The organism is Plantibacter sp. Leaf314, assembly GCF_001423185.1.
Lineage (GTDB): Bacteria > Actinomycetota > Actinomycetes > Actinomycetales > Microbacteriaceae > Plantibacter.
In genome coordinates this window covers 468,474-486,593 of the sequence record NZ_LMOB01000003.1, presented here as the reverse complement: position 1 = coordinate 486,593, position 18,120 = coordinate 468,474, and the positions used below count along the sequence as shown (strand labels likewise).

At 69.2% G+C, this 18,120-nt stretch carries 14 protein-coding genes and 1 tRNA gene; 7 read left to right on the top strand and 8 right to left on the bottom strand.

The window, feature by feature from the left end:
• The first annotated feature begins 25 nt into the window (after window positions 1–25).
• The 3 genes from ASF68_RS18250 (at window position 26) to acs (ending at window position 4,814) form a co-directional block, all read left to right on the top strand.
• Window positions 26–1,411: an MFS transporter gene (locus ASF68_RS18250; protein ID WP_056014774.1), complete on the top strand. Its 1,386-nt coding sequence runs from the start codon at window positions 26–28 to the stop codon at window positions 1,409–1,411.
• A 12-nt stretch (window positions 1,412–1,423) separates the two neighbouring features.
• A complete protein-coding gene (locus ASF68_RS18245) occupies window positions 1,424–2,362 on the top strand; it encodes a ribokinase (RefSeq protein ID WP_056014528.1) in 939 nt (312 codons plus the stop codon).
• 460 nt (window positions 2,363–2,822) lie between these two features.
• A complete protein-coding gene (acs, locus tag ASF68_RS18240) occupies window positions 2,823–4,814 on the top strand; it encodes an acetate--CoA ligase (RefSeq protein WP_056014525.1) in 1,992 nt (663 codons plus the stop codon).
• Between the two features lie 75 nt (window positions 4,815–4,889).
• Here the strand turns inward: acs and ASF68_RS18235 are convergent, their stop codons facing one another.
• Window positions 4,890–5,360, bottom strand: a complete 471-nt coding sequence (locus ASF68_RS18235) for a RidA family protein (protein ID WP_056014522.1) — start codon at window positions 5,358–5,360, stop codon at window positions 4,890–4,892.
• 23 nt (window positions 5,361–5,383) lie between these two features.
• Window positions 5,384–5,539, bottom strand: a complete 156-nt coding sequence (locus tag ASF68_RS19120; protein ID WP_164488328.1) for a hypothetical protein — start codon at window positions 5,537–5,539, stop codon at window positions 5,384–5,386.
• Window positions 5,540–5,647: 108 nt separating this feature from the next.
• Here ASF68_RS19120 and ASF68_RS18230 point away from each other — a divergent pair, with 108 nt between their 5' ends.
• The 3 genes from ASF68_RS18230 (at window position 5,648) to ASF68_RS18220 (ending at window position 11,789) form a co-directional block, all read left to right on the top strand.
• Complete coding sequence (locus tag ASF68_RS18230) at window positions 5,648–7,990, top strand: transglycosylase domain-containing protein (RefSeq protein WP_056014519.1); 2,343 nt, start codon at window positions 5,648–5,650, stop codon at window positions 7,988–7,990.
• Between the two features lie 120 nt (window positions 7,991–8,110).
• Entirely contained in the window at window positions 8,111–10,663 is a 2,553-nt protein-coding gene (locus ASF68_RS18225) for a transglycosylase domain-containing protein (RefSeq protein WP_157579734.1), read from the top strand.
• Window positions 10,664–10,814: 151 nt separating this feature from the next.
• Complete coding sequence (locus ASF68_RS18220) at window positions 10,815–11,789, top strand: metallophosphoesterase (RefSeq protein WP_235522508.1); 975 nt, start codon at window positions 10,815–10,817, stop codon at window positions 11,787–11,789.
• 267 nt (window positions 11,790–12,056) lie between these two features.
• Here the strand turns inward: ASF68_RS18220 and ASF68_RS18215 are convergent.
• From ASF68_RS18215 to ASF68_RS18200, 4 genes are all read right to left on the bottom strand, one after another.
• Window positions 12,057–12,130 (bottom strand) — tRNA-Pro (locus ASF68_RS18215).
• A gap of 123 nt (window positions 12,131–12,253) precedes the next feature.
• Window positions 12,254–12,787, bottom strand: a complete 534-nt coding sequence (locus ASF68_RS18210) for a hypothetical protein (RefSeq protein ID WP_056014513.1) — start codon at window positions 12,785–12,787, stop codon at window positions 12,254–12,256.
• 245 nt (window positions 12,788–13,032) lie between these two features.
• On the bottom strand, window positions 13,033–13,581 hold the full coding sequence (locus tag ASF68_RS18205) for a hypothetical protein (protein ID WP_056014510.1): 549 nt from the start codon (window positions 13,579–13,581) through the stop codon (window positions 13,033–13,035).
• A gap of 122 nt (window positions 13,582–13,703) precedes the next feature.
• The gene (locus ASF68_RS18200; RefSeq protein ID WP_056014507.1) at window positions 13,704–15,503 is read right to left on the bottom strand and encodes a DUF4012 domain-containing protein; all 1,800 of its coding nucleotides are present in this window, start codon (window positions 15,501–15,503) and stop codon (window positions 13,704–13,706) included.
• A 134-nt stretch (window positions 15,504–15,637) separates the two neighbouring features.
• Here ASF68_RS18200 and ASF68_RS18195 point away from each other — a divergent pair, with 134 nt between their 5' ends.
• Window positions 15,638–16,120 carry a VanZ family protein gene (locus ASF68_RS18195; RefSeq protein ID WP_162239373.1) on the top strand — a complete coding sequence of 161 codons (483 nt, stop codon included), beginning with the start codon at window positions 15,638–15,640 and terminating at the stop codon, window positions 16,118–16,120.
• Here the strand turns inward: ASF68_RS18195 and ASF68_RS18190 are convergent.
• Window positions 16,096–17,406 carry a UDP-glucose/GDP-mannose dehydrogenase family protein gene (locus ASF68_RS18190; protein WP_056014500.1) on the bottom strand — a complete coding sequence of 437 codons (1,311 nt, stop codon included), beginning with the start codon at window positions 17,404–17,406 and terminating at the stop codon, window positions 16,096–16,098. The two genes, ASF68_RS18195 and ASF68_RS18190, sit on opposite strands and share 25 nt — an antisense overlap.
• Entirely contained in the window at window positions 17,403–18,053 is a 651-nt protein-coding gene (locus ASF68_RS18185; RefSeq protein ID WP_056014497.1) for a thymidine kinase, read from the bottom strand. The genes ASF68_RS18190 and ASF68_RS18185 overlap by 4 nt, the downstream gene beginning before the upstream one ends.
• Between the last annotated feature and the right edge of the window lie 67 nt (window positions 18,054–18,120).

Sequence of the window (18,120 nt, the reverse complement as noted above, 5' to 3'; positions counted from 1 at the left end):
GCCCGCGGTCCGCATCGGCGCACTCATGGCCGCGCTGCTCGCGGCCTGCGTCGCCTTCCAGCTGAACGCCAGCATGCTGAGCCCGGCGCTCGTCAGCATGGCGCGCGAGCTGAACACCGACGACGCCACCATCGGCCTCTCGCAGACGATGTTCTTCACCACCGCCGCCCTGTTCTCCGTCTTCCTCCCCCGCCTCAGCGACATCGTCGGCCGCAAGCGCGTCCTCACCGGGATGCTCGTCGTCATGCTCATCGGCACCGTCGTCGCGGCCCTCGCCGTCAACGTCGAGATGCTGTTCGTCGGCCGCATCATCCAGGGCGTGTCCGGGCCGGTCGTGCCCATCACCTTGCTCATGCTGCGCGCAGAGGTCACCGACCCCAAGCGGTACGGCGCCATGATGGGCCTCATCACCGCGGTCAACGGCGGGATCGCCGGGATCGACGCCCTCGCGGGCGGCTGGCTGGTCACCAATCACGGCTTCCGGTCCGTCTTCTGGACCATGGCCGTCGTCGCAGCGGTCGCGATCGTCTTCGTCATCCTGTGGGCGGCGAACTCGCAGCCCTCGAAGGGCACGCGGATGGACTGGTGGGGCGTGCTCCCGCTCGTCGTCTCGATCGCGGCACTCCTCACCGCGTTCAACGAGGCCGGCAAGCTCGCAGCAGCGAACTGGTTGCTCGTCGGCGGCTTCGTCGTGGTCGCCCTCGTCGCGTTCGCGATCTTCTGGACCGTCGAGAAGCGCGTCGCGGAACCGCTCGTGGCGACCAGGTACCTCCGTCAGCGCAGCACGTGGGCCCTCCTCCTGACGACCCTGCTCACCATGACCGGGGTCTTCGCCGTCGTCAACGGCCTCGTCACCTCCATCGCGCAGAACGCCGACGCGGGGTTCAGCATGGAGGCCGACCTCGCCTCCCTCGCCTTCCTCACGCCGTATGCGCTCGTCGGCTGGATCGTCGGTCCGTTCGCCGGCCGTCTCGCGCCGACCATCGGCTACCTGAACGTGCTCCGCATCGGACTCGTCGGCAGCATCGTCTCGATCGTCGTCATGGCGCTCGTCGGCGTCCATTCCCTGCCGGTCCTCATCGCGACGACGGTCCTCATCGGCGCGACGTACGCGGGTATCGGCAACATCATGCTCAACGGGCTCGGCATCGTCCTGTCGCCGAAGGAGAACCCGGGGTTCCTGCCCGGGCTGAACGCGGGCGCCTTCAACCTGGGCGCCGGTCTCAGCTTCGTCGTGCTTCCGGCGGTGCAGATCGCCGTGGCACCGAACGGCGGGACGTCGACCGCGGGATACACGAGTGCCATGCTGGTCGGCGCGGGCGTCACCGCCGTCGCCCTCCTGGTCTCGTTCCTCATCCCGAAGCCGGCGAGCGCCGAGGTCCGTCCCGCCGATCCCGTTTCGGCGAGCTGAGAGAGGAGCATCATGCAGGGTCCACGCATCGTCGTCGTCGGGTCGTTGAACGCCGATCTCGTCGTCCGCACCGCCCGCTTCCCCCAACCCGGTGAGACGCTCACCGGTTCCGAACTCGCCGTCATCCCCGGCGGCAAGGGCGCCAACCAGGCGGTCGCCGCCGGACGGCTCGGCGGCGACGTCACGATGGTCGGCGCGGTCGGTGACGATGCGAACGGTTCGATGCTGCTCGAGTCGCTCTCGGACGCCGGGGTCGACGTGACCCGGATCGCGCGCCGGGACGACACGGCGACGGGTACGGCGGTGATCACCGTCGACGATGCCGGCGAGAACACGATCATCGTCTCGCCGGGAGCCAACGGCACGCTCGCGCCGGAGCGGATCGGCGAGGCATGGTCGGCACTGGACAGCGCCGGGGTCGTCTGCCTGTGCCTCGAGGTCCCGCTGGAGACCGTGCTCGAGGCCGCGCAGCGCGGTGCAGCGGCAGGCGCGGTCGTCCTGCTCAACCTCTCCCCGTTCGGCCCCGTGCCCGAGGAACTCCTGCAGGCGACGGGCGTGCTCCTCGTGAACGAGCACGAGGCGGCCGAGCTCACCGGCATTGATCCCGAGGTGTCCGGGTGGGCGGCGATGGCGTCCGCACTGCGCGACCGGGGCGTCCGACGAGCCGTCGTCACGACCGGGGCTGCCGGCAGCGTCGTGATCGACGAAAGCACCGATGCGGTCGTCGTGCGGTCGCCGAAGGTCACCGCGGTCGACACGACCGGTTGCGGTGACGCGTTCATGGGCGCCCTCGCCCGCAGGCTCGCCGCCGGGGACACGCTCGTCGATGCGGCACGGTTCGCCTCGGCGGTCGGGAGCTTTGCGGCGACTGGGGCCGGCGCACAGGCCTCGTACCCGAGCGAGGAGCAACTCGAGGTGTTCCGCGAGGAGCATCCCGTCGCCTCCGACTGAGCTGCAGCCTGTCAGGACGCCCGTGCCACCGGATTCCCGGAGGCGCGGGCGTTCTTGCATGACCCAGGGCGTCGGCGTCCGATTCCGGGCAACATGGCGCGAGATCACCCGCTCGAGCGCGTGACCGCCGGAGACAGAAGAAGGCGGCACCCATTGGGGGGAATGGGTGCCGCCTCTGCAGTGCCGGATTGGGGGGAATCGCTGGCACTGCATGCACGAATAAGTATTCGGCCGGGTTCAAGTGTACGCCAGTCGACCCGGAACACAAGCATTCCGATGGCCCCAGATCGAGTGGTTTCCCTACCATGCCCAGATCATTCACAGACTGGTCGCCGGAGTTTGTTCGGATGAGTGACAAATCCGCAACCGAGAACGCGCTACGCTCGTGCATGGCACGGACCCGGCCGCCGACGCGCGGACAGGTCAGAACGCGGATTCGCAAGGGAGCGAGAGACACACGATGAGCACTCACATCGACAGCCTGCTGCACGAGGACCGACGGTTCCCGCCGTCGGAGGCGTTCGCCGCACAGGCGATCGCCGACGCCGGACTGTACGAACAGGCCTCGGACGACCGACTCGCGTTCTGGGCGGACCAGTCCCGCGAACTGCTCACCTGGAGCAAGCCGTTCACCAAGACCCTCGACTGGTCGAACCCGCCGTTCGCGACCTGGTTCGAGGACGGCGAGCTGAACGTCGCCTACAACTGCCTCGACCGACACGTGGAGGCCGGCAACGGCGACCGCATCGCGCTCCACTGGGAGGGTGAGCCGGGCGACAGCCGCTCGATCACCTACTCCGAGCTCACCGCAGAGGTCAAGCGGGCCGCCAACCTCTTCACGAGCCTCGGCGTCTCAGCCGGGGACCGTGTCGCCATCTACCTGCCGATGATCCCCGAGGCCATCGTCTCCATGCTGGCCGTCGCCCGCATCGGTGCGGTGCACTCCGTCGTCTTCGGCGGGTTCAGCGCCGACAGCCTCCGTTCCCGCATCGACGACGCCGAGGCGAAACTCGTCATCACGGCCGACGGCGGCTACCGCAAGGGCAAGGTGTCCGCGTTGAAGCCGGCCGTCGACGCCGCACTCGCCAGCCGCGGAGAGCTCGCGGAACAGGCGACGGTAGACCACGTCCTCGTCGTCCGTCGCGGCGAGAACGACGTCGAGTGGACCGCCGGACGCGACCTGTGGTGGCACGAGGCGATCGCCGACGCGGAGCCCGAGCACGACGCGCAGCCGTTCCCCGCGGAGCAGCCGTTGTTCATCCTGTACACCTCCGGCACCACCGGCAAGCCGAAGGGCATCCTCCACACCTCGGGCGGGTACCTCACGCAGACGGCGTTCACCCACAAGAACGTCTTCGACCTCCACCCCGAGACCGACGTCTACTGGTGCACGGCCGACATCGGTTGGATCACCGGACACAGCTACGTCACCTACGGCCCCCTCGCCAACGGCGCGACCCAGGTGCTGTACGAGGGCACGCCGGACGCCCCGCACCCGGGCCGCTGGTGGGAGATCATCGAGAAGTACGGCGTCAGCATCTTCTACACGGCGCCGACGGCGATCCGCTCGTTCATGAAGCTCGGCCGGACGATCCCCAAGCAGTTCGACCTCTCGTCGATCCGCCTCCTCGGCTCGGTGGGCGAACCCATCAACCCCGAGGCGTGGATGTGGTACCGGAAGATCATCGGGAACAAGCTCGCCCCGATCGTCGACACCTGGTGGCAGACGGAGACGGGCGCGATCATGGTCTCGGCCCTCCCCGGTGTGACCTCGACGAAGCCGGGCAGCGCTCAGGTCCCGATCCCCGGCATCTCGATCGACGTGGTCGACGAGGCCGGCGACGCGGTCGGTGCCGGTGGCGGCGGGCTGCTCGTCGTGACCGAACCCTGGCCGTCGATGCTCCGTGGCATCTGGGGCGATCCGGAGCGGTTCAAGGAGACCTACTGGGAGAAGTTCTGGGACGTCGAGGGCGGACCGTTCTACTTCGCCGGCGACGGCGCCCGGCTCGACTCGGACCGCGACGTCTGGCTCCTCGGCCGCGTCGACGACGTGATGAACGTGTCCGGGCACCGGCTCTCGACCGCGGAGATCGAGTCCGCGCTGGTCGCCAACGAGATGGTGGCCGAGTCCGCCGTCGTCGGTGCGGCCGACGAGACCACCGGCCAGGCGGTGGTCGCCTTCGTCATCATCAAGGAGTCCCACCTCGAGCAGGCTTCGGGGCTCGCGGACATCACGGGCGCCCTGCGCAGCTGGGTCGGCGAGCAGATCGGGCCGATCGCCCGACCGCGCGAGGTCTACCTGGTGAACGAACTGCCGAAGACGCGCTCCGGCAAGATCATGCGTCGTCTCCTGCGCGACGTGGCCGAAGGCCGCGAGGTGGGCGACACGACGACGCTCGCCGACACCACCGTCATGCAGATCATCACCGACAAGATGGTGAAGAACAGCTAGGCGAGTGCTCCAAGTACGAGAGCCGGACGGAATCGCTGATTCCATCCGGCTCTCGTGCGTCGACGCAGGGACTCGCTAGGCGAATTCGACGATGAGCTCCACCTCGACCGGCGAGTCGAGCGGGAGGACCGCGACGCCGACAGCCGAACGGGCGTGCACGCCGAGGTCGCCGAAGATCTCGCCGAGGACCTCGGAAGCACCGTTGATCACGCCGGGCTGGCCGGTGAACGCCGGGTCGGAGGCGACGAAGCCGACGACCTTCACGATACGGGTGACGCGGTCGAGCGAACCGATCTGGCTCTCCACCGCGGCGAGCGCGTTGAGGGCACAGGTGCGGGCGTACGCCTTCGCGTCCGCTGGCGAGACGAGGCCGTCGCCCTCACCGACCTTGCCGGTGGCCGGGAGCTTGCCGTCGGTCATCGGCAGTTGACCGGAGGTGAAGACGTGGTCGCCGGAGACGACCGCGGGGACGTACGCGGCCACGGGCGGGACGACGGTGGGCAGGGTGATGTCGAGCTCGGCGAGTCGATCGGCGATCTGGGACATGGGGGCTCCTCCGGGGCGTGCGGTCAGTCGGCGATGGGTCGTTTGAGGTAGGCGACGAGGCCGCCCTCGGGACCGGTGACGACCTGGACGAGTTCCCAGCCGTCCCCGCCCCAGTTGTTCAGGATGGCTGCCGTGTTGTGGATCATCAACGGCGTGGTGAGGTACTCCCAGCGGGTCATGTCTCTCCTCGATCGGGCGCTCCACACAGTGAGGCGGATGCGCAGGGGACGGACGTGGCGAACACCGGGTGAAGCTCGCTCACAGTTTCCCCGCTTACCTTCGATCCTATGCCTGAACCACGTACCCCCGCGAAGACGGTCGTGCAGAGCGTCCTCGGCTTCGTCGGCCTGAGTGTCGCCGCCGGTGTCCTCGCGACCGCTGCGGTCACCCCCGCCATCGCGATGACGGGCCTCGCCACGTCCACGGGCATCACCGTCTTCGACGGTCTCCCCGACTACCTCCAGCTCGACTCGCTCGCCCAGAAGTCGAGCATCTACGCGAAGGACTCCGCCGGCAACCCGGTGCTCCTCGCCTCCTTCTACGACCAGAACCGCATCGAGGACAGCTGGGACCAGATCTCCCAGTTCGCGAAGGACGCGGCCGTCTCGGCCGAAGACCCGCGCTTCTTCGACCACGGCGGCATCGACCTCGCGGGCACGGTCCGCGCCGTGGTCAACAACGCCGCCGGCGGGTCCACGCAGGGTGGCTCCTCGATCACGCAGCAGTACGTGAAGAACGTGCTCGTGCAGAAGGCCGAGGCGATCCCCGATGCGGCCGAGAGCAAGAAGGCCTACGAGGAGGCGACGGCCACGACCCCGGAGCGCAAGCTCAAGGAGATGCGGCTCGCGATCGGTCTGGAGAAGACGTACGGCAAGGAGGACATCCTCCGCGGGTACCTCAACATCTCCGGGTTCGGCGGTCGGGTCTACGGGATCGAGGCCGCCGCGAACTACTACTTCAACACCACCGCCGCGAACCTCACCCTGGAACAGGCGGCGACGCTCCTCGCGATCGTCAACAACCCCGAGAACCTCCGCATCGACAGACCGGACAACGCCGACAACGGGGCCGCGAACGGATACGCCCTGACGAAGACCCGCCGGGACTACGTCCTCGACCAGATGCTCAAGGAGGCGAAGATCTCCCAGGAGCAGCATGACGCCGCCATCGCGGTGCCGGTGACACCGACGATCGTGCCGCCGGTCACCGGCTGCTCGGCTGCCGCGTCGGCGGCCTACTTCTGCGACTACGTCACCAATGTGCTGCAGAACAACGAGATCTTCGGTGCCACCCAGGAGGAGCGCTGGACGAACTTCAAGCGCGGCGGGTACAGCGTCTTCACGACCCTCGACCTCGATCTGCAGGGCGCATCACAGGCCGCGATCGACGAGTACGTGCCGAAGACCACCACCGAGGCCGACCTCGGCGCCGTCTCGGTGAGCGTGCAGCCCGGTTCGGGACGCATCCTCGCGATGGCGCAGAACAAGGACTACTCACAGGACCCCGACGTGCTCGCGACGGGCGCCAACTACAGCGCCATCAACTACAACACCGATCAGGCCTACGGCGGATCGGCCGGGTTCCAGCCCGGGTCGACGTACAAGATCTTCACCCTCACCGACTGGCTGAAGGCGGGCAAGGGTGTGAACGAGTCGATCAACGCGAACCGCCGATCCGACTGGGGCACCTTCACCAACAGTTGTGTGCCGGGCGGGACGGAACAGGCCGAGGCCGGATGGAGCCCACGGAACGACGAGGGTGAATCCGGTTCGTACACGGTCCGTCGGGCCACGCAACAGTCGATCAACACGGCCTTCATCGCGATGGCGCAGGAACTCGACCTCTGCGACATCAGCAAGACGGCCGAGTCGATGGGCGTGCACCGCGCCGACGGAGCACCGCTGAACAACTCCCCGGCCACGGTGCTCGGCACGAACGAGGTCGCTCCGTTGAGCATGGCGACGGCGTTCGCGACCCTCGCCGCCGGCGGCAAGACCTGCGACCCGATCGCCATCGACTCGATCACGAAGCCCGACGGCTCGACCGCCGAGGTCCCCTCGGCGAACTGCCGCCAGTCCGTCGACGCCAAGGTGGCGGCCGCCGCCGACGACGTCCTCCAGGGGGTGGTGTCGAACGGCACCGCCTCGGCCTCCGGCAGCCGCACCGACGGGGTCGGCGAACTGATCGGCAAGACCGGGACGACCGACAACGCCGAGGCGACCTGGATGAGCGGCGCGAGCACGACCGTCGCGACGGTCGTCGGCACGTTCAACGTCTCCGGGCACGTCAACCTCCGCGACACCTACATCGACGGCACGCAGGTCGCGTCGATGCGCCACCTCATCTGGCCGGAGATCATGACGGCCGCCCTGGCGAAGTATCCGGGTGGCGACTTCCCTGAGGCCGACCGCGCCACGCTGCAGGGCGACGGATCAGGTGGCAGCGGAGAGGATGCGACCCCGTCGCCAGCACCGACCGCCGACCCGACGCAGGCACCCACCCAGGCGCCGACACCGGCACCGGGCGACGAGGGCGGCACCGGCGGCACGGGTGAACCCGGTGAGCCGGCCGCGCCCGGGAACGGCAACAACGGCACCGGGAACGGCACCGGCAACGGCCCTCCGGATTGATCGGACGGACGGCGGGCGGGGCGGTCGGCTTCCCGACCTCCCGCCGCCGGCCCGACAACGATCGGGTTTCGACGTCGCTCTGAGCGGGCCTTTTTCAGGAATGTCGCTTAGCATCGATCCATGCCTCAACAACATCGCACGGCCACCGGTGTGCTCGGCGGCCTCCTGGGCTTCCTCGGGCTGAGCGTCGCGGCGGGTGTCCTCGTCACCGCGACGGTCACGCCGGCCCTCGCCGTCACCGGGATCGCGACCAACAGCACGATCAACGTGTTCGACGGTCTCCCCGACTACCTGGCCCTCGACGAGCTGGCGCAGAAGTCCAACATCTACGCGACCGACAGTGCGGGCAACCCGCAGCTGCTCGCGTCCTTCTACCAGCAGAACCGCATCGAGGTGGGCTGGGACCAGATCAACCAGTTCGTCAAGGACGCGGCGATCGCTGCTGAAGACCCGCGCTTCTACGAGCACGGCGGCGTCGACCTCACGGGAACGATCCGAGCCGTCGCGATCAGCGCGACGGGGCGCGATCTGCAGGGTGGTTCGTCGATCACGCAGCAGTACGTGAAGAACGTGCTCGTGCAGAAGGCCGAGGCCATCACCGACGAGGCCAAGATGAAGGCCGCGTACGAAGAGGCGACGAAGACGACTCCGGAGCGCAAGCTCAAGGAGATGCGCATGGCCATCGGCCTGGAGAAGCGCTACGGCAAGCAGGACATCCTGCGCGGCTACCTGAACATCACCGGCTTCGGCGGGCGCGTGTACGGCATCGAGGCCGCCGCCAACTACTACTTCAACACGACGGCGGCGAACCTCACCCTCGAGCAGGCGGCGACGCTGCTCGCCGTGGTGAACAACCCGTCGAACCTGCGCTTCGACCAGCCCGAGAACGAGGTGAACGGCGCGGCCGACGGCTACAGCAAGACGAAGGACCGGCGCGACTACATCCTCGGCAAGATGCTCGCCGAGAAGAAGATCACGCAGGAGCAGTACGACGCGGCGATCGTCACGGTCATCACCCCGACGATCACGCCGTCGAGCACCGGGTGCATCACGGCCGTGAACGTGAGCCCGGGAGCGGGCTACTTCTGCGACTACGTCACGCGGGTGTTCCAGAACAACCCGATCTTCGGTGCGACCGAGGACGAGCGCTGGGCCGCCTTCAACCGCGGCGGCTACGACGTGTTCACGACCCTCGACCTCGACCTGCAGTACTCGGCACAGACCGCGCTCGACGCCTACATCCCGCACGCGAGCGACCAGCTCGACATCGGCGCGGTGGCGGTGACGGTCCAGCCCGGAACCGGGCGCATCCTCGCCATGGCGCAGAACAAGGACTATGCGAGCGACGAGGACACCCTCGCCCTCGGGTCGAACTACTCGGCCGTCAACTACAACACCGACGTCGACTACGGCGGGTCCACCGGCTTCCAGCCCGGATCGACGTACAAGACCTTCACGCTGGCCGAGTGGCTCAAGGAAGGCCACGGCCTGAACGAGGGCGTCGACGGCCGCAAGCGATCGCCGTGGGGCACGTTCAAGGACTCCTGCGCCGACGGTGGCACCGTGTACGCCGGCTCCGACTGGAACCCCGGCAACGACGAGGGTGGCAACGGTGGCCAGTACACCGCACTCCAGTCGACGAAGCTGTCCATCAACACCGGCTTCATCGCGATGGCGAAGCAGCTCGACCTCTGCGGCATCCGCAAGACGGCCGAGTCGATGGGCGTCCACCGCGCAGACGGCGGGCCGCTGCTCCAGTCCCCCGCGACCGTCCTCGGTACCAACGAGGTCGCGCCGCTCAGCATGGCGACCGCCTTCGCGACCTTCGCGTCCGGCGGCACCACCTGCGACCCGATCGCGATCGACCGCGTCGTGAAGCCCGACGGCACCGAGATCCCGGTCCCGGCGGCCAACTGCCGCGTCGGCCTCGAGGCGAACGTCGCGGCCACCGCCAACGTAGCCCTGCAGGCCACCTTCAACGGCGGCACGACGAGCTCGTCGCGCACCGGCGACGGCATCCCGCTCATCGGCAAGACGGGCACGACCGACAACAACGAGGCCACGTGGATGAGCGGTGCCAGCACCCAGGCCGCGACGATCGTCGGTGTCTTCAATGCGACCGGCCACGTCAACCTCCGCCGCACGTACTTCGACGCCGGCCAGGTGGCCACGATCCGACACAAGATCTGGCCACGGATCATGTTGACCGCCAACGCCAAGTTCGGCGGCTCGGCGTTCGGCGACCCGGATCCGTCGCTGATCAACGGCCAGTCGGTCCAGGTGCCCGACGTCGCAGGCAAGACGATCGAAGAGGCGCAGAAGCTGCTCGAGGATGCCGGCTTCGGCTTCGCGAACGGCGGCGCCGGTGACTCCGCGCTGCCGGCAGGCCAGGCCGCGAGCACGAACCCCTCGGGTACGGTGCCGAAGGGCTCCATCGTGACCGTCTACACCAGCAACGGCCTCCTGGCGACCGTCCCCGACGTGAGCGGCGCCGCGAGTTACGACGAGGCCAAGGCGGCTCTCCAGAGCGCCGGGTTCGCGAATGTGGGCCAGAAGTGTGCGGTCGATCCGGCAGCCACGACCCCGAAGGTGACGGGGGTCGATCCCCCGGCGGGGACGGCGGCGCGCAAGGACGGCAAGGTCACCGTGACGGTCTCCAAGACCAGCTGTTAGCGGTTCGCGTCAACCAGGAGGGCCCGGTCGGACATCCCGACCGGGCCCTTCGGCGTTTTCCACGACGGGCGCTCCGAGGGTCCTCGGAGGGCGCACCCGGTACGCTCGGGGGACGGTCGGAACCACCCGACGACCGAGAAGGAGACGATCGATGGCGGCACCCATGAGCACCGGCGGCAGACTCGGCACCGCGGCGGCCGTCGTGGCCGGCCTCGGCGCCCTCACCTTCGGGTACGCGTCCCTCGTCGAACGCAACGCCTTCACGCTCCGCCGGGTGACCGCTCCGGTCCTGCCACCGGACGCCGAGCCGATCACCGTGCTCCACCTCTCCGACCTCCACATGGCTCCGTGGCAGCGTCGCAAGCAGGCCTGGTTGCGCGAGCTCGCCGAGCTCCGCCCGGACGTCGTCATCAACACCGGCGACAACCTCGGCCACGAGCACGGCATCGACGGCATCCGTGCCGCGCTGTCCGTGTTCGCCGGCGTCCCCGGCGCGTTCGTGCACGGCTCGAACGACTACTACGGTCCGAGCGCGAAGAACCCGTTCAAGTACTTCACGCAGACCTCCTCCAAGCACGTCTCCCCGACGACGCTCGACACCGGCGCGCTCGAGCGGTTCTTCATGGAGGACCTGGGCTGGCTGGACCTCAACAACGCGGTCGGCGAGATCACCGTCCGCGGGACACGACTCGACCTCTTCGGCGTCGACGACCCGCACAAGCACTTCGACCGCCTGGACACGTTGACGGCCCTCATCGACGAGCGGCTCGACGCGGAGACCCTCTCGACCGACGACCCCGCCCTGGCGCACACCGTGACGGTCGGCGTGATGCACGCCCCGTACCGCCGCGTGCTCGACGCGTTCGTGACGCAGGGGGCCCAGTTCATCTTCGCCGGACACACCCACGGCGGGCAGGTCTGCGTGCCCGGCTACGGCGCGCTGGTGACCAACTGCGACATCCCCCGCAAGCAGGTGAAGGGGCTCAGCGTGTGGCGTCACGCGCTCCGCTCCGCGTACCTCAACGTGTCGGCGGGCCTCGGGACGTCCATCTACGCGCCGGTCCGCTTCGCGTGCCGCCCGGAGGCGTCGCTCGTGACGCTGCTCCCCCGCCGTACCGCGGTCTGAGGCGGTTCGGGGCGTAGGCCGCCCTTCGACAGGCTCAGGGACCGAGGCGGGGTCGGACGGAGCACCCTTCGACAAGCTCAGGGACCGGAGCGGCTTGGCGGTTCGCCATCCCTGGGAAACAGAGAAGCCCGGTCAGACAATTGCTTGTCTGACCGGGCTAATGCTGTCGGGGTAGCGGGATGTGCAACCCGCCGGCTCGACGGTTCGCCATCCCTGGGAAACAGAGAAGCCCGGTCGGATGATTACTCATCTGACCGGGCTTTGCTGTCGGGGTAGCGGGATTTGAACCCACGACCTCTTCGTCCCGAACGAAGCGCGCTACCAAACTGCGCCACACCCCGATGGCCCGAAGGCCTTGTCTAGGATAGCCGATTTTTCAGCGGCTGTTCGCCACTTCCGAGAATCGGGCGATCCTGGACCGGATCGATCGGGCGGCGTCGTCGACGCCCGACCGATCCGTGCTCTCAGGCCTGCTGGCGGCGGCGCACGAGGACGGTGCCGAGCGCTGCGGCACCGACGGCGAGGAGGCCTCCGGCGGCCCACGGGAGGGCCGTTCCGGCGAAGCCGGTGTCGGCGAGGGCGTTGCCCCCGGCGGACGGGTCGGACGCAGCGGCGGCAGCGGCCTCAGCCGGGTCGAGCACGGTGAAGTCGGACGAGTCGCTCACGGCACCCTGGGTGGCCGTCAGCGTGTAGGTGCCGGCGGGGTCGGCTGCGGTGTCGATCGAGACGTCGATGTCACCGGCCGCGTCGGCGACGGTCGACAGCGTGCGGGTCGATCCGCCTGCGGCCGACGAGTCGATGGTGATCGACACGGTCTGGTTCGCCGCCCAGAAGTCCGAGCAGGAGTAGGTGACGGCTGCACCCCGGGCGACGCTCGCGGGCGTGATCGAGTTGCAGCTGCCGGGTCCGTAGCTCTCACCCTCGACGGCGTTGGCTGCGGTGGGCAGCGCGACGACGGCGAGGAGGACGAGTGCGGCGGCGGAGAGAGTGCGGTTCATGTGCGGGCCCCTAGGTGTGCGGATGGCGCATGCGGTGCGATGACGCGTCATGCGGACAGTGGGCCTGGAGCCGAGCACTGGTCACTCGTGGCCTCCATGGCCGTGATCATGCTAGGGCAGCGGCCGCCGACGGGACCGCTGAAAACCGCGGAATTCCGCGGATGTGACCACCTTTGGGGGTACGGGCACCCCGGCCGCCCCGGGCCCGCGAGACATGCTCGCGGACCCGGGACCGGATGACCCGATCAGGCGGTCTTGCGGCGACGGACGGCGAGCGCGGAGACGACGCCGGCGCCGACGACGAGCAGGCCGCCACCGATCCACGGCAGGGCTCCACCGTCGAAGCCGGTCGAGGCGAACTCGCGCTCGGAGACCTGGAAGGAGGCGCTCTCGGTGGTCGCACCCTGGGTCGCGGTCACCATGCAGGTGCCCGACTTCGTCGCGTCGGTCGAGATCGTCACGGCGAACGCGCGAGCGGTGTCGGCGCTGAACGTCCCGGAGGTGGGGACGGCGCTCTGGCCGGCGGCCTGCTCGGTCGTGCCGGCGGTGTTCGGCTTGGCGGGGGCGGGCACGCTGCAGCCGGGGCCATCGACCGTGACCGTCACGGGGGTGCCGGGGTCGAAGGTGCCGTCGCAACGGAACACGGTGGACTCCCCCTGGGTCACCGAGACCGGGGTGAGGGTGGCACAGCCGGCAGGGCCGTACGTGGACGAGTCGGTGGCTGCGTTCGCCGCGGTCGGGACCGCGAAGACGGCGAGCAGGCAGAGCGATGCTAGGGCAAGGGTGCGCTTCATGTGTGTATCCCCAAGGAACGTCGAGTACCCCTGCGTCCGCCGATTTCGGGTGGGCGTCCGCGCGAGGTTCCCCAGGGTCACGAATTCGGGTGCGTGGCTTCCTGAGGTGTTGTCATGCTATGTCAGGAGCCACAGCGAGGGAAGGTCGAAATCGTCGTTTTGCCCGTGATTCCGGGGGTTGTGACCAGGTTTGGGGGTACGTCGGAGGCCTTCGGAGCGACCACCGTGAAGACGAGTTCGGTGGATGCCCCCGGAGTGAGGGTCACGTCGGTCTGCGCGTAGAGGCGACCGTTCGGGTCGGTCACCGCCTTCACCGCGAGGTCGGTTCCGTCGCTCGCTCCGAGGAGGGCCGCGCCGAGTGGTCCGTGGATCACGACGCGCGTCGCGATGTCGCCGGGAGGGGTGCCGAAGCGTCCGCCCGCGGTCACGTAGTCGGGGAGGGACGTCGCGGCGTCCGCCGGGGCAGTGGACGTGAGGGTGACGGCGACGACGTACTCGGCGCCCTGGCTCGTGCAGCGGGCGTCGCGGAGGTCGACCTTCGTCTCCAGGTAGTAGTCCATCTTCGCCCGGGTGAGGTCCTCGAGGTACACCCCGGTGTACACGGCGTCGTCGTCGGTCGCGGGCGGGATCCCGGCGAGCGTCGTCTGGGCGATGAGCGTCTGCTCGGCGGGCACGGCACTCCAGAGGTGGAGCCGGTTCTCCGCAGCGGATGCCGACAGCGCCTCGACGAGCGCGGCGGGGTCCGGTGACCGGGAGATCATGGTCTCGAAGACCGAACCCGAGACGGCGGCGAAGAAGGCGTCCTGGACGAGCCGGTCCGGGAACCGCGCGTAGACGTCGCTCAGGAGGGTCTTCGGGGCGTTGTCGGCGGTGAGTTCGGAGCCGTCCGGCAGGGCGACCGGGCCGGTCGCCTGCAGCAGGTGGGCGAGGACGTAGGGGTCGATGGCGACCACGGTGTCGATGGGCACGCCGAACACCCGGGTGCCCATGGCGGCGGCGAGTTCGCCCGTCCGGCTGAAGTCGACGGTGAGGTTGGTGTCCTGGATGTAGGTGCCGAGGTTGTCGGTGTAGACGTTCTGCTCGAAGGGGGTGAGCGGCAGGACCGGGGTCGGGAACTTGGAGAAGTCGTCACTGCCGCGGGTCCCGGCGAAGGAGATGACGCCGTTCTCCGCGTGGATCAGCGCCACGGCGCCGGCGATGCCGCCGCTCGAGCGCACCTCCGCGTTGTTCTGGATCATCACCATGATGTTCCGCGGCCCCGCCCCGCCTGCCATGTCGGGGAGGAGGGCCGTGGCGCGCGCGGCCGTGTCGAGCATCGTGCTCGCCCCGTCGAGGGTCCGGGTGAGCTTCTCGACGGCGTCCGCGACGACCGGGAGGGCACCGTCCGTGCTGATCGTGTCGACGCGACCCGCAATGGCGTCGGCGGCGGCCGCGGCTTCGGCCACCCTCGGCGCGACGTCACGCAACGGCTCGGTGGCGATCGACCCGTCGCCGGGGAGGAGCGAGGAGAGGTTGACCCGACCGGCGATCTCGACGACCGACGGGATCACGTCGTCCGCCACGTCGTCCGTCGCGGCTGCGGCCTCGCGGACCGCGGAGAAGTTCACGCCGAGGAACGGGAGGACCTCGGCGGCGCGCCACACCGGATCGCTCGTCAGGGAGACGGCCTCGCCGGTGTGCGCCGACAACGACTGTCGGGTGGCGTCGGTGCCGCTCGCATCACCGTCGAGGACGGCGGTCTGGAGGGTCTTGGCATCCGCCTGGGCGGCCTCGAGGGCGGACTTCGCGAGGGAGGCCCGGACACCCAGCCACGCTCCGAGGGCGAGGACGACGAGGAGGACGGCCAGTGCGATCCACCAGCGGCGGGACCGTCGGCGACCACTCGTGGGGATGCCGGCCGTCGCCGGGCGTGGGTCAGCCAAGAGTGCTCCTTGTTCGGGTAGGCACAGCCTAGCCGCCAGCTGACGGGCGGAACGGGGCGCTGCACGCCCCCGTTTTGGGGCAAGCAGCCGCCCGTCGCCCGGGTCTCGGGCACCCCATGGCCTACGATTGCGAGGTGCCGACGGCACGACCCGACGACCGATCAGGAGCCGCACCGCAGATGACCCGCACACCTCGAATCATCATCGGGGTCCTGCTGCTGGTCTGCCTGTGCGTCATGCTCGGGATCGCGTTCTGGCCGACGCCCGTCGACGCCGGTGGGCGGGACACCCTGCTGGCGCTGATCGATCGACTCCAGGCCGCCGGAGCGCCGTCCTGGTTCGACTACCGCTTCGTCGAGTCCGCCGCGAACGTCGTCCTGTTCATCCCGCTCGGCGCACTCCTCGCGTTGGAGCTCCCCCTGAAGCTGTGGTGGATCGCTCCGTTGACGACGACGACGTTCTCCGTCGCCATCGAGCTCGGCCAGACGCTGCTCCCCGCTCGGGTCGCGACCATCGCCGACGTCTACGCGAACGCCGCCGGAGGGCTGCTCGGCGCGACGATCGTGCTCGTCGTCCGACTCCTCGTCAGCGCTCAGGGGCGACCGAGGCCGACGTAGCGCCACCCGGCACCACGCCACGCGTCGACGTCGAGGCAGTTGCGGCCGTCCACGACGATCTTGCCGGCGGTCAGCGCCGCCACCGCCTCCGGGTCGAGGGCGCGGAACGCCTTCCACTCGGTCACGACCACGACGATGTCGGCGTCGGTCACCGCCTCTTCAGCGGACTCCGCGAACATGAGCTGCGGGTGGAGACGACGCGCGTTGGGCACGGCCTCCGGGTCGAACGCGAGGACCTTCGCACCGAGACCGTTGAGCCCGACGGCCACGTCGAGGGCCGGCGAGTCACGGACGTCGTCGCTGTCGGGCTTGAAGGCGAGTCCGAGCACCGCGACACGCTTCTGGTAGGCGCTCCCACCGAGCTCCTCGACGACGAGGTCGACGACCCGCTGACGGCGACGGAGGTTGATGGCGTCGACCTCCTTCAGGAACGCGACCGACTCGCCGCGACCGAGCTCCTCCGCTCGCGCCGTGAACGCGCGGATGTCCTTCGGCAGGCAGCCGCCGCCGAAGCCGACGCCGGCGTTCAGGAAGCGACGGCCGATCCGCGCGTCGTACCCGATCGCGTCGGCGAGCTCCGTGACGTCCGCGTCCGTGACCTCGGCGATCTCCGCCATGGCGTTGATGAACGAGATCTTGGTGGCGAGGAAGGCGTTGGCGGCGACCTTGACGAGCTCGGCGGTCGAGTAGCCGGTGGCGACGAGCGGCGTCCCGGTGGCGAGCGCCTGCGCGTACACCTCGTCGAAGGCGGCACGGGCGACAGCGGCGTCCTCGGGAGCCGGCGGCAGACCGTACACGAGCCGGTCGGGGGCGATGGTGTCCTGGACGGCGAAGCCCTCGCGGAGGAACTCGGGGTTCCAGGCGAGCACGGCACCCGTGGGGGCGACGAGCTCCGCGAGGCGCGCTGCGGTGCCGACGGGCACGGTCGACTTGCCGACGACGACGTCACCGGCCGACAGGTGCGGGAGGAGCGCCGTCACCGCGGCGTCCACGTAGCGCAGATCGGCCGCGTTGGAACCGGCCTTCTGCGGGGTACCGACCGCCACGAAGTGCATGGTCGCCCCGGCCGCGTCGGCCATGTCGGTGCTGAACCGCAGGCGACCGGACTCGACACCGGCGAGGAGGAGCTCGGGCAGTCCCGGTTCGAAGATCGGCGAACGACCGGCAGCGAGCGCCTCGATCTTCGCGGGGTCGACGTCGATGCCGACGACCTCGTGACCGATCGATGCCATGGCGGCCGCGTGCACGGCGCCCAGGTAGCCGCAGCCGATGACGGAGAGCTTCATGCGTGTGATCCTTCGCTGATGGGTCGGACGGTGGGAGAGGTGGAGGAGAGTCGGCCGCCGGACTCCTGCAGGTAGCAGACGCCGCAGAGCGATTCGTAGGTGACCGTGGTGCCGTCGATGGCGACCTGGTCGCCGTCGAAGACGAAGGTGTCGCCGAAGCGGCGCCCGTTGAAGATCGCCTTGCGTCCGCAGCGGCAGATCGTCTTCAGTTCCTCGAGGCTGTGCGACACCTCGAGGAGGCGGCGGCTCCCGGGGAAGGCGACGGTCTGGAAGTCGGTGCGGATGCCGTAGGCGAGGACGGGGATGCCTTCCAGAAGGGCGATCCGCAGGAGGCCGTCGACCTGCCCGGCGTGCAGGAACTGCGCCTCGTCGACGAGGAGGCAGCTGACGTCCGCGCCGGTCTCCGCGACGACCCGTCGGCGGTGCTCGGCGAACACCTGGACCGCGTCGTCGTCCGGACCGAGCAGGAAGTCGGCGTCTCGCGTGACGCCCAGGCGACTCACGATGGCGGCGTCGCCCTTGGTGTCGAGCGACGGCTTGGCGAGGAGGACGCGGTGACCGCGTTCCTCGTAGTTGAAGGCAGCCTGGAGCAGGGCGGTGCTCTTGCCGGAGTTCATCGCCCCGTAACGGAAGTAGAGTTTCGCCACCAGGCAAGCTTAGGGTTCGGAGACGGCACCTGTTGCATCGACGGCGACGGCCGTCGACAGCCGTTCA

Excerpts from the sequence above, each read along its gene's own strand:
- ASF68_RS18250 (WP_056014774.1), top strand. The coding sequence starts at position 26 with ATGGCCGCGCTGCTCGCGGCCTGCGTCGCCTTCCAGCTGAACGCCAGC.
- ASF68_RS18245 (WP_056014528.1), top strand. The coding sequence starts at position 1,424 with ATGCAGGGTCCACGCATCGTCGTCGTCGGGTCGTTGAACGCCGATCTC.
- acs (WP_056014525.1), top strand. The coding sequence starts at position 2,823 with ATGAGCACTCACATCGACAGCCTGCTGCACGAGGACCGACGGTTCCCG.
- ASF68_RS18235 (WP_056014522.1), bottom strand. The coding sequence starts at position 5,360 with ATGTCCCAGATCGCCGATCGACTCGCCGAGCTCGACATCACCCTGCCC.
- ASF68_RS19120 (WP_164488328.1), bottom strand. The coding sequence starts at position 5,539 with ATGACCCGCTGGGAGTACCTCACCACGCCGTTGATGATCCACAACACG.
- ASF68_RS18230 (WP_056014519.1), top strand. The coding sequence starts at position 5,648 with ATGCCTGAACCACGTACCCCCGCGAAGACGGTCGTGCAGAGCGTCCTC.
- ASF68_RS18225 (WP_157579734.1), top strand. The coding sequence starts at position 8,111 with ATGCCTCAACAACATCGCACGGCCACCGGTGTGCTCGGCGGCCTCCTG.
- ASF68_RS18220 (WP_235522508.1), top strand. The coding sequence starts at position 10,815 with ATGGCGGCACCCATGAGCACCGGCGGCAGACTCGGCACCGCGGCGGCC.
- ASF68_RS18210 (WP_056014513.1), bottom strand. The coding sequence starts at position 12,787 with ATGAACCGCACTCTCTCCGCCGCCGCACTCGTCCTCCTCGCCGTCGTC.
- ASF68_RS18205 (WP_056014510.1), bottom strand. The coding sequence starts at position 13,581 with ATGAAGCGCACCCTTGCCCTAGCATCGCTCTGCCTGCTCGCCGTCTTC.
- ASF68_RS18190 (WP_056014500.1), bottom strand. The coding sequence starts at position 17,406 with ATGAAGCTCTCCGTCATCGGCTGCGGCTACCTGGGCGCCGTGCACGCG.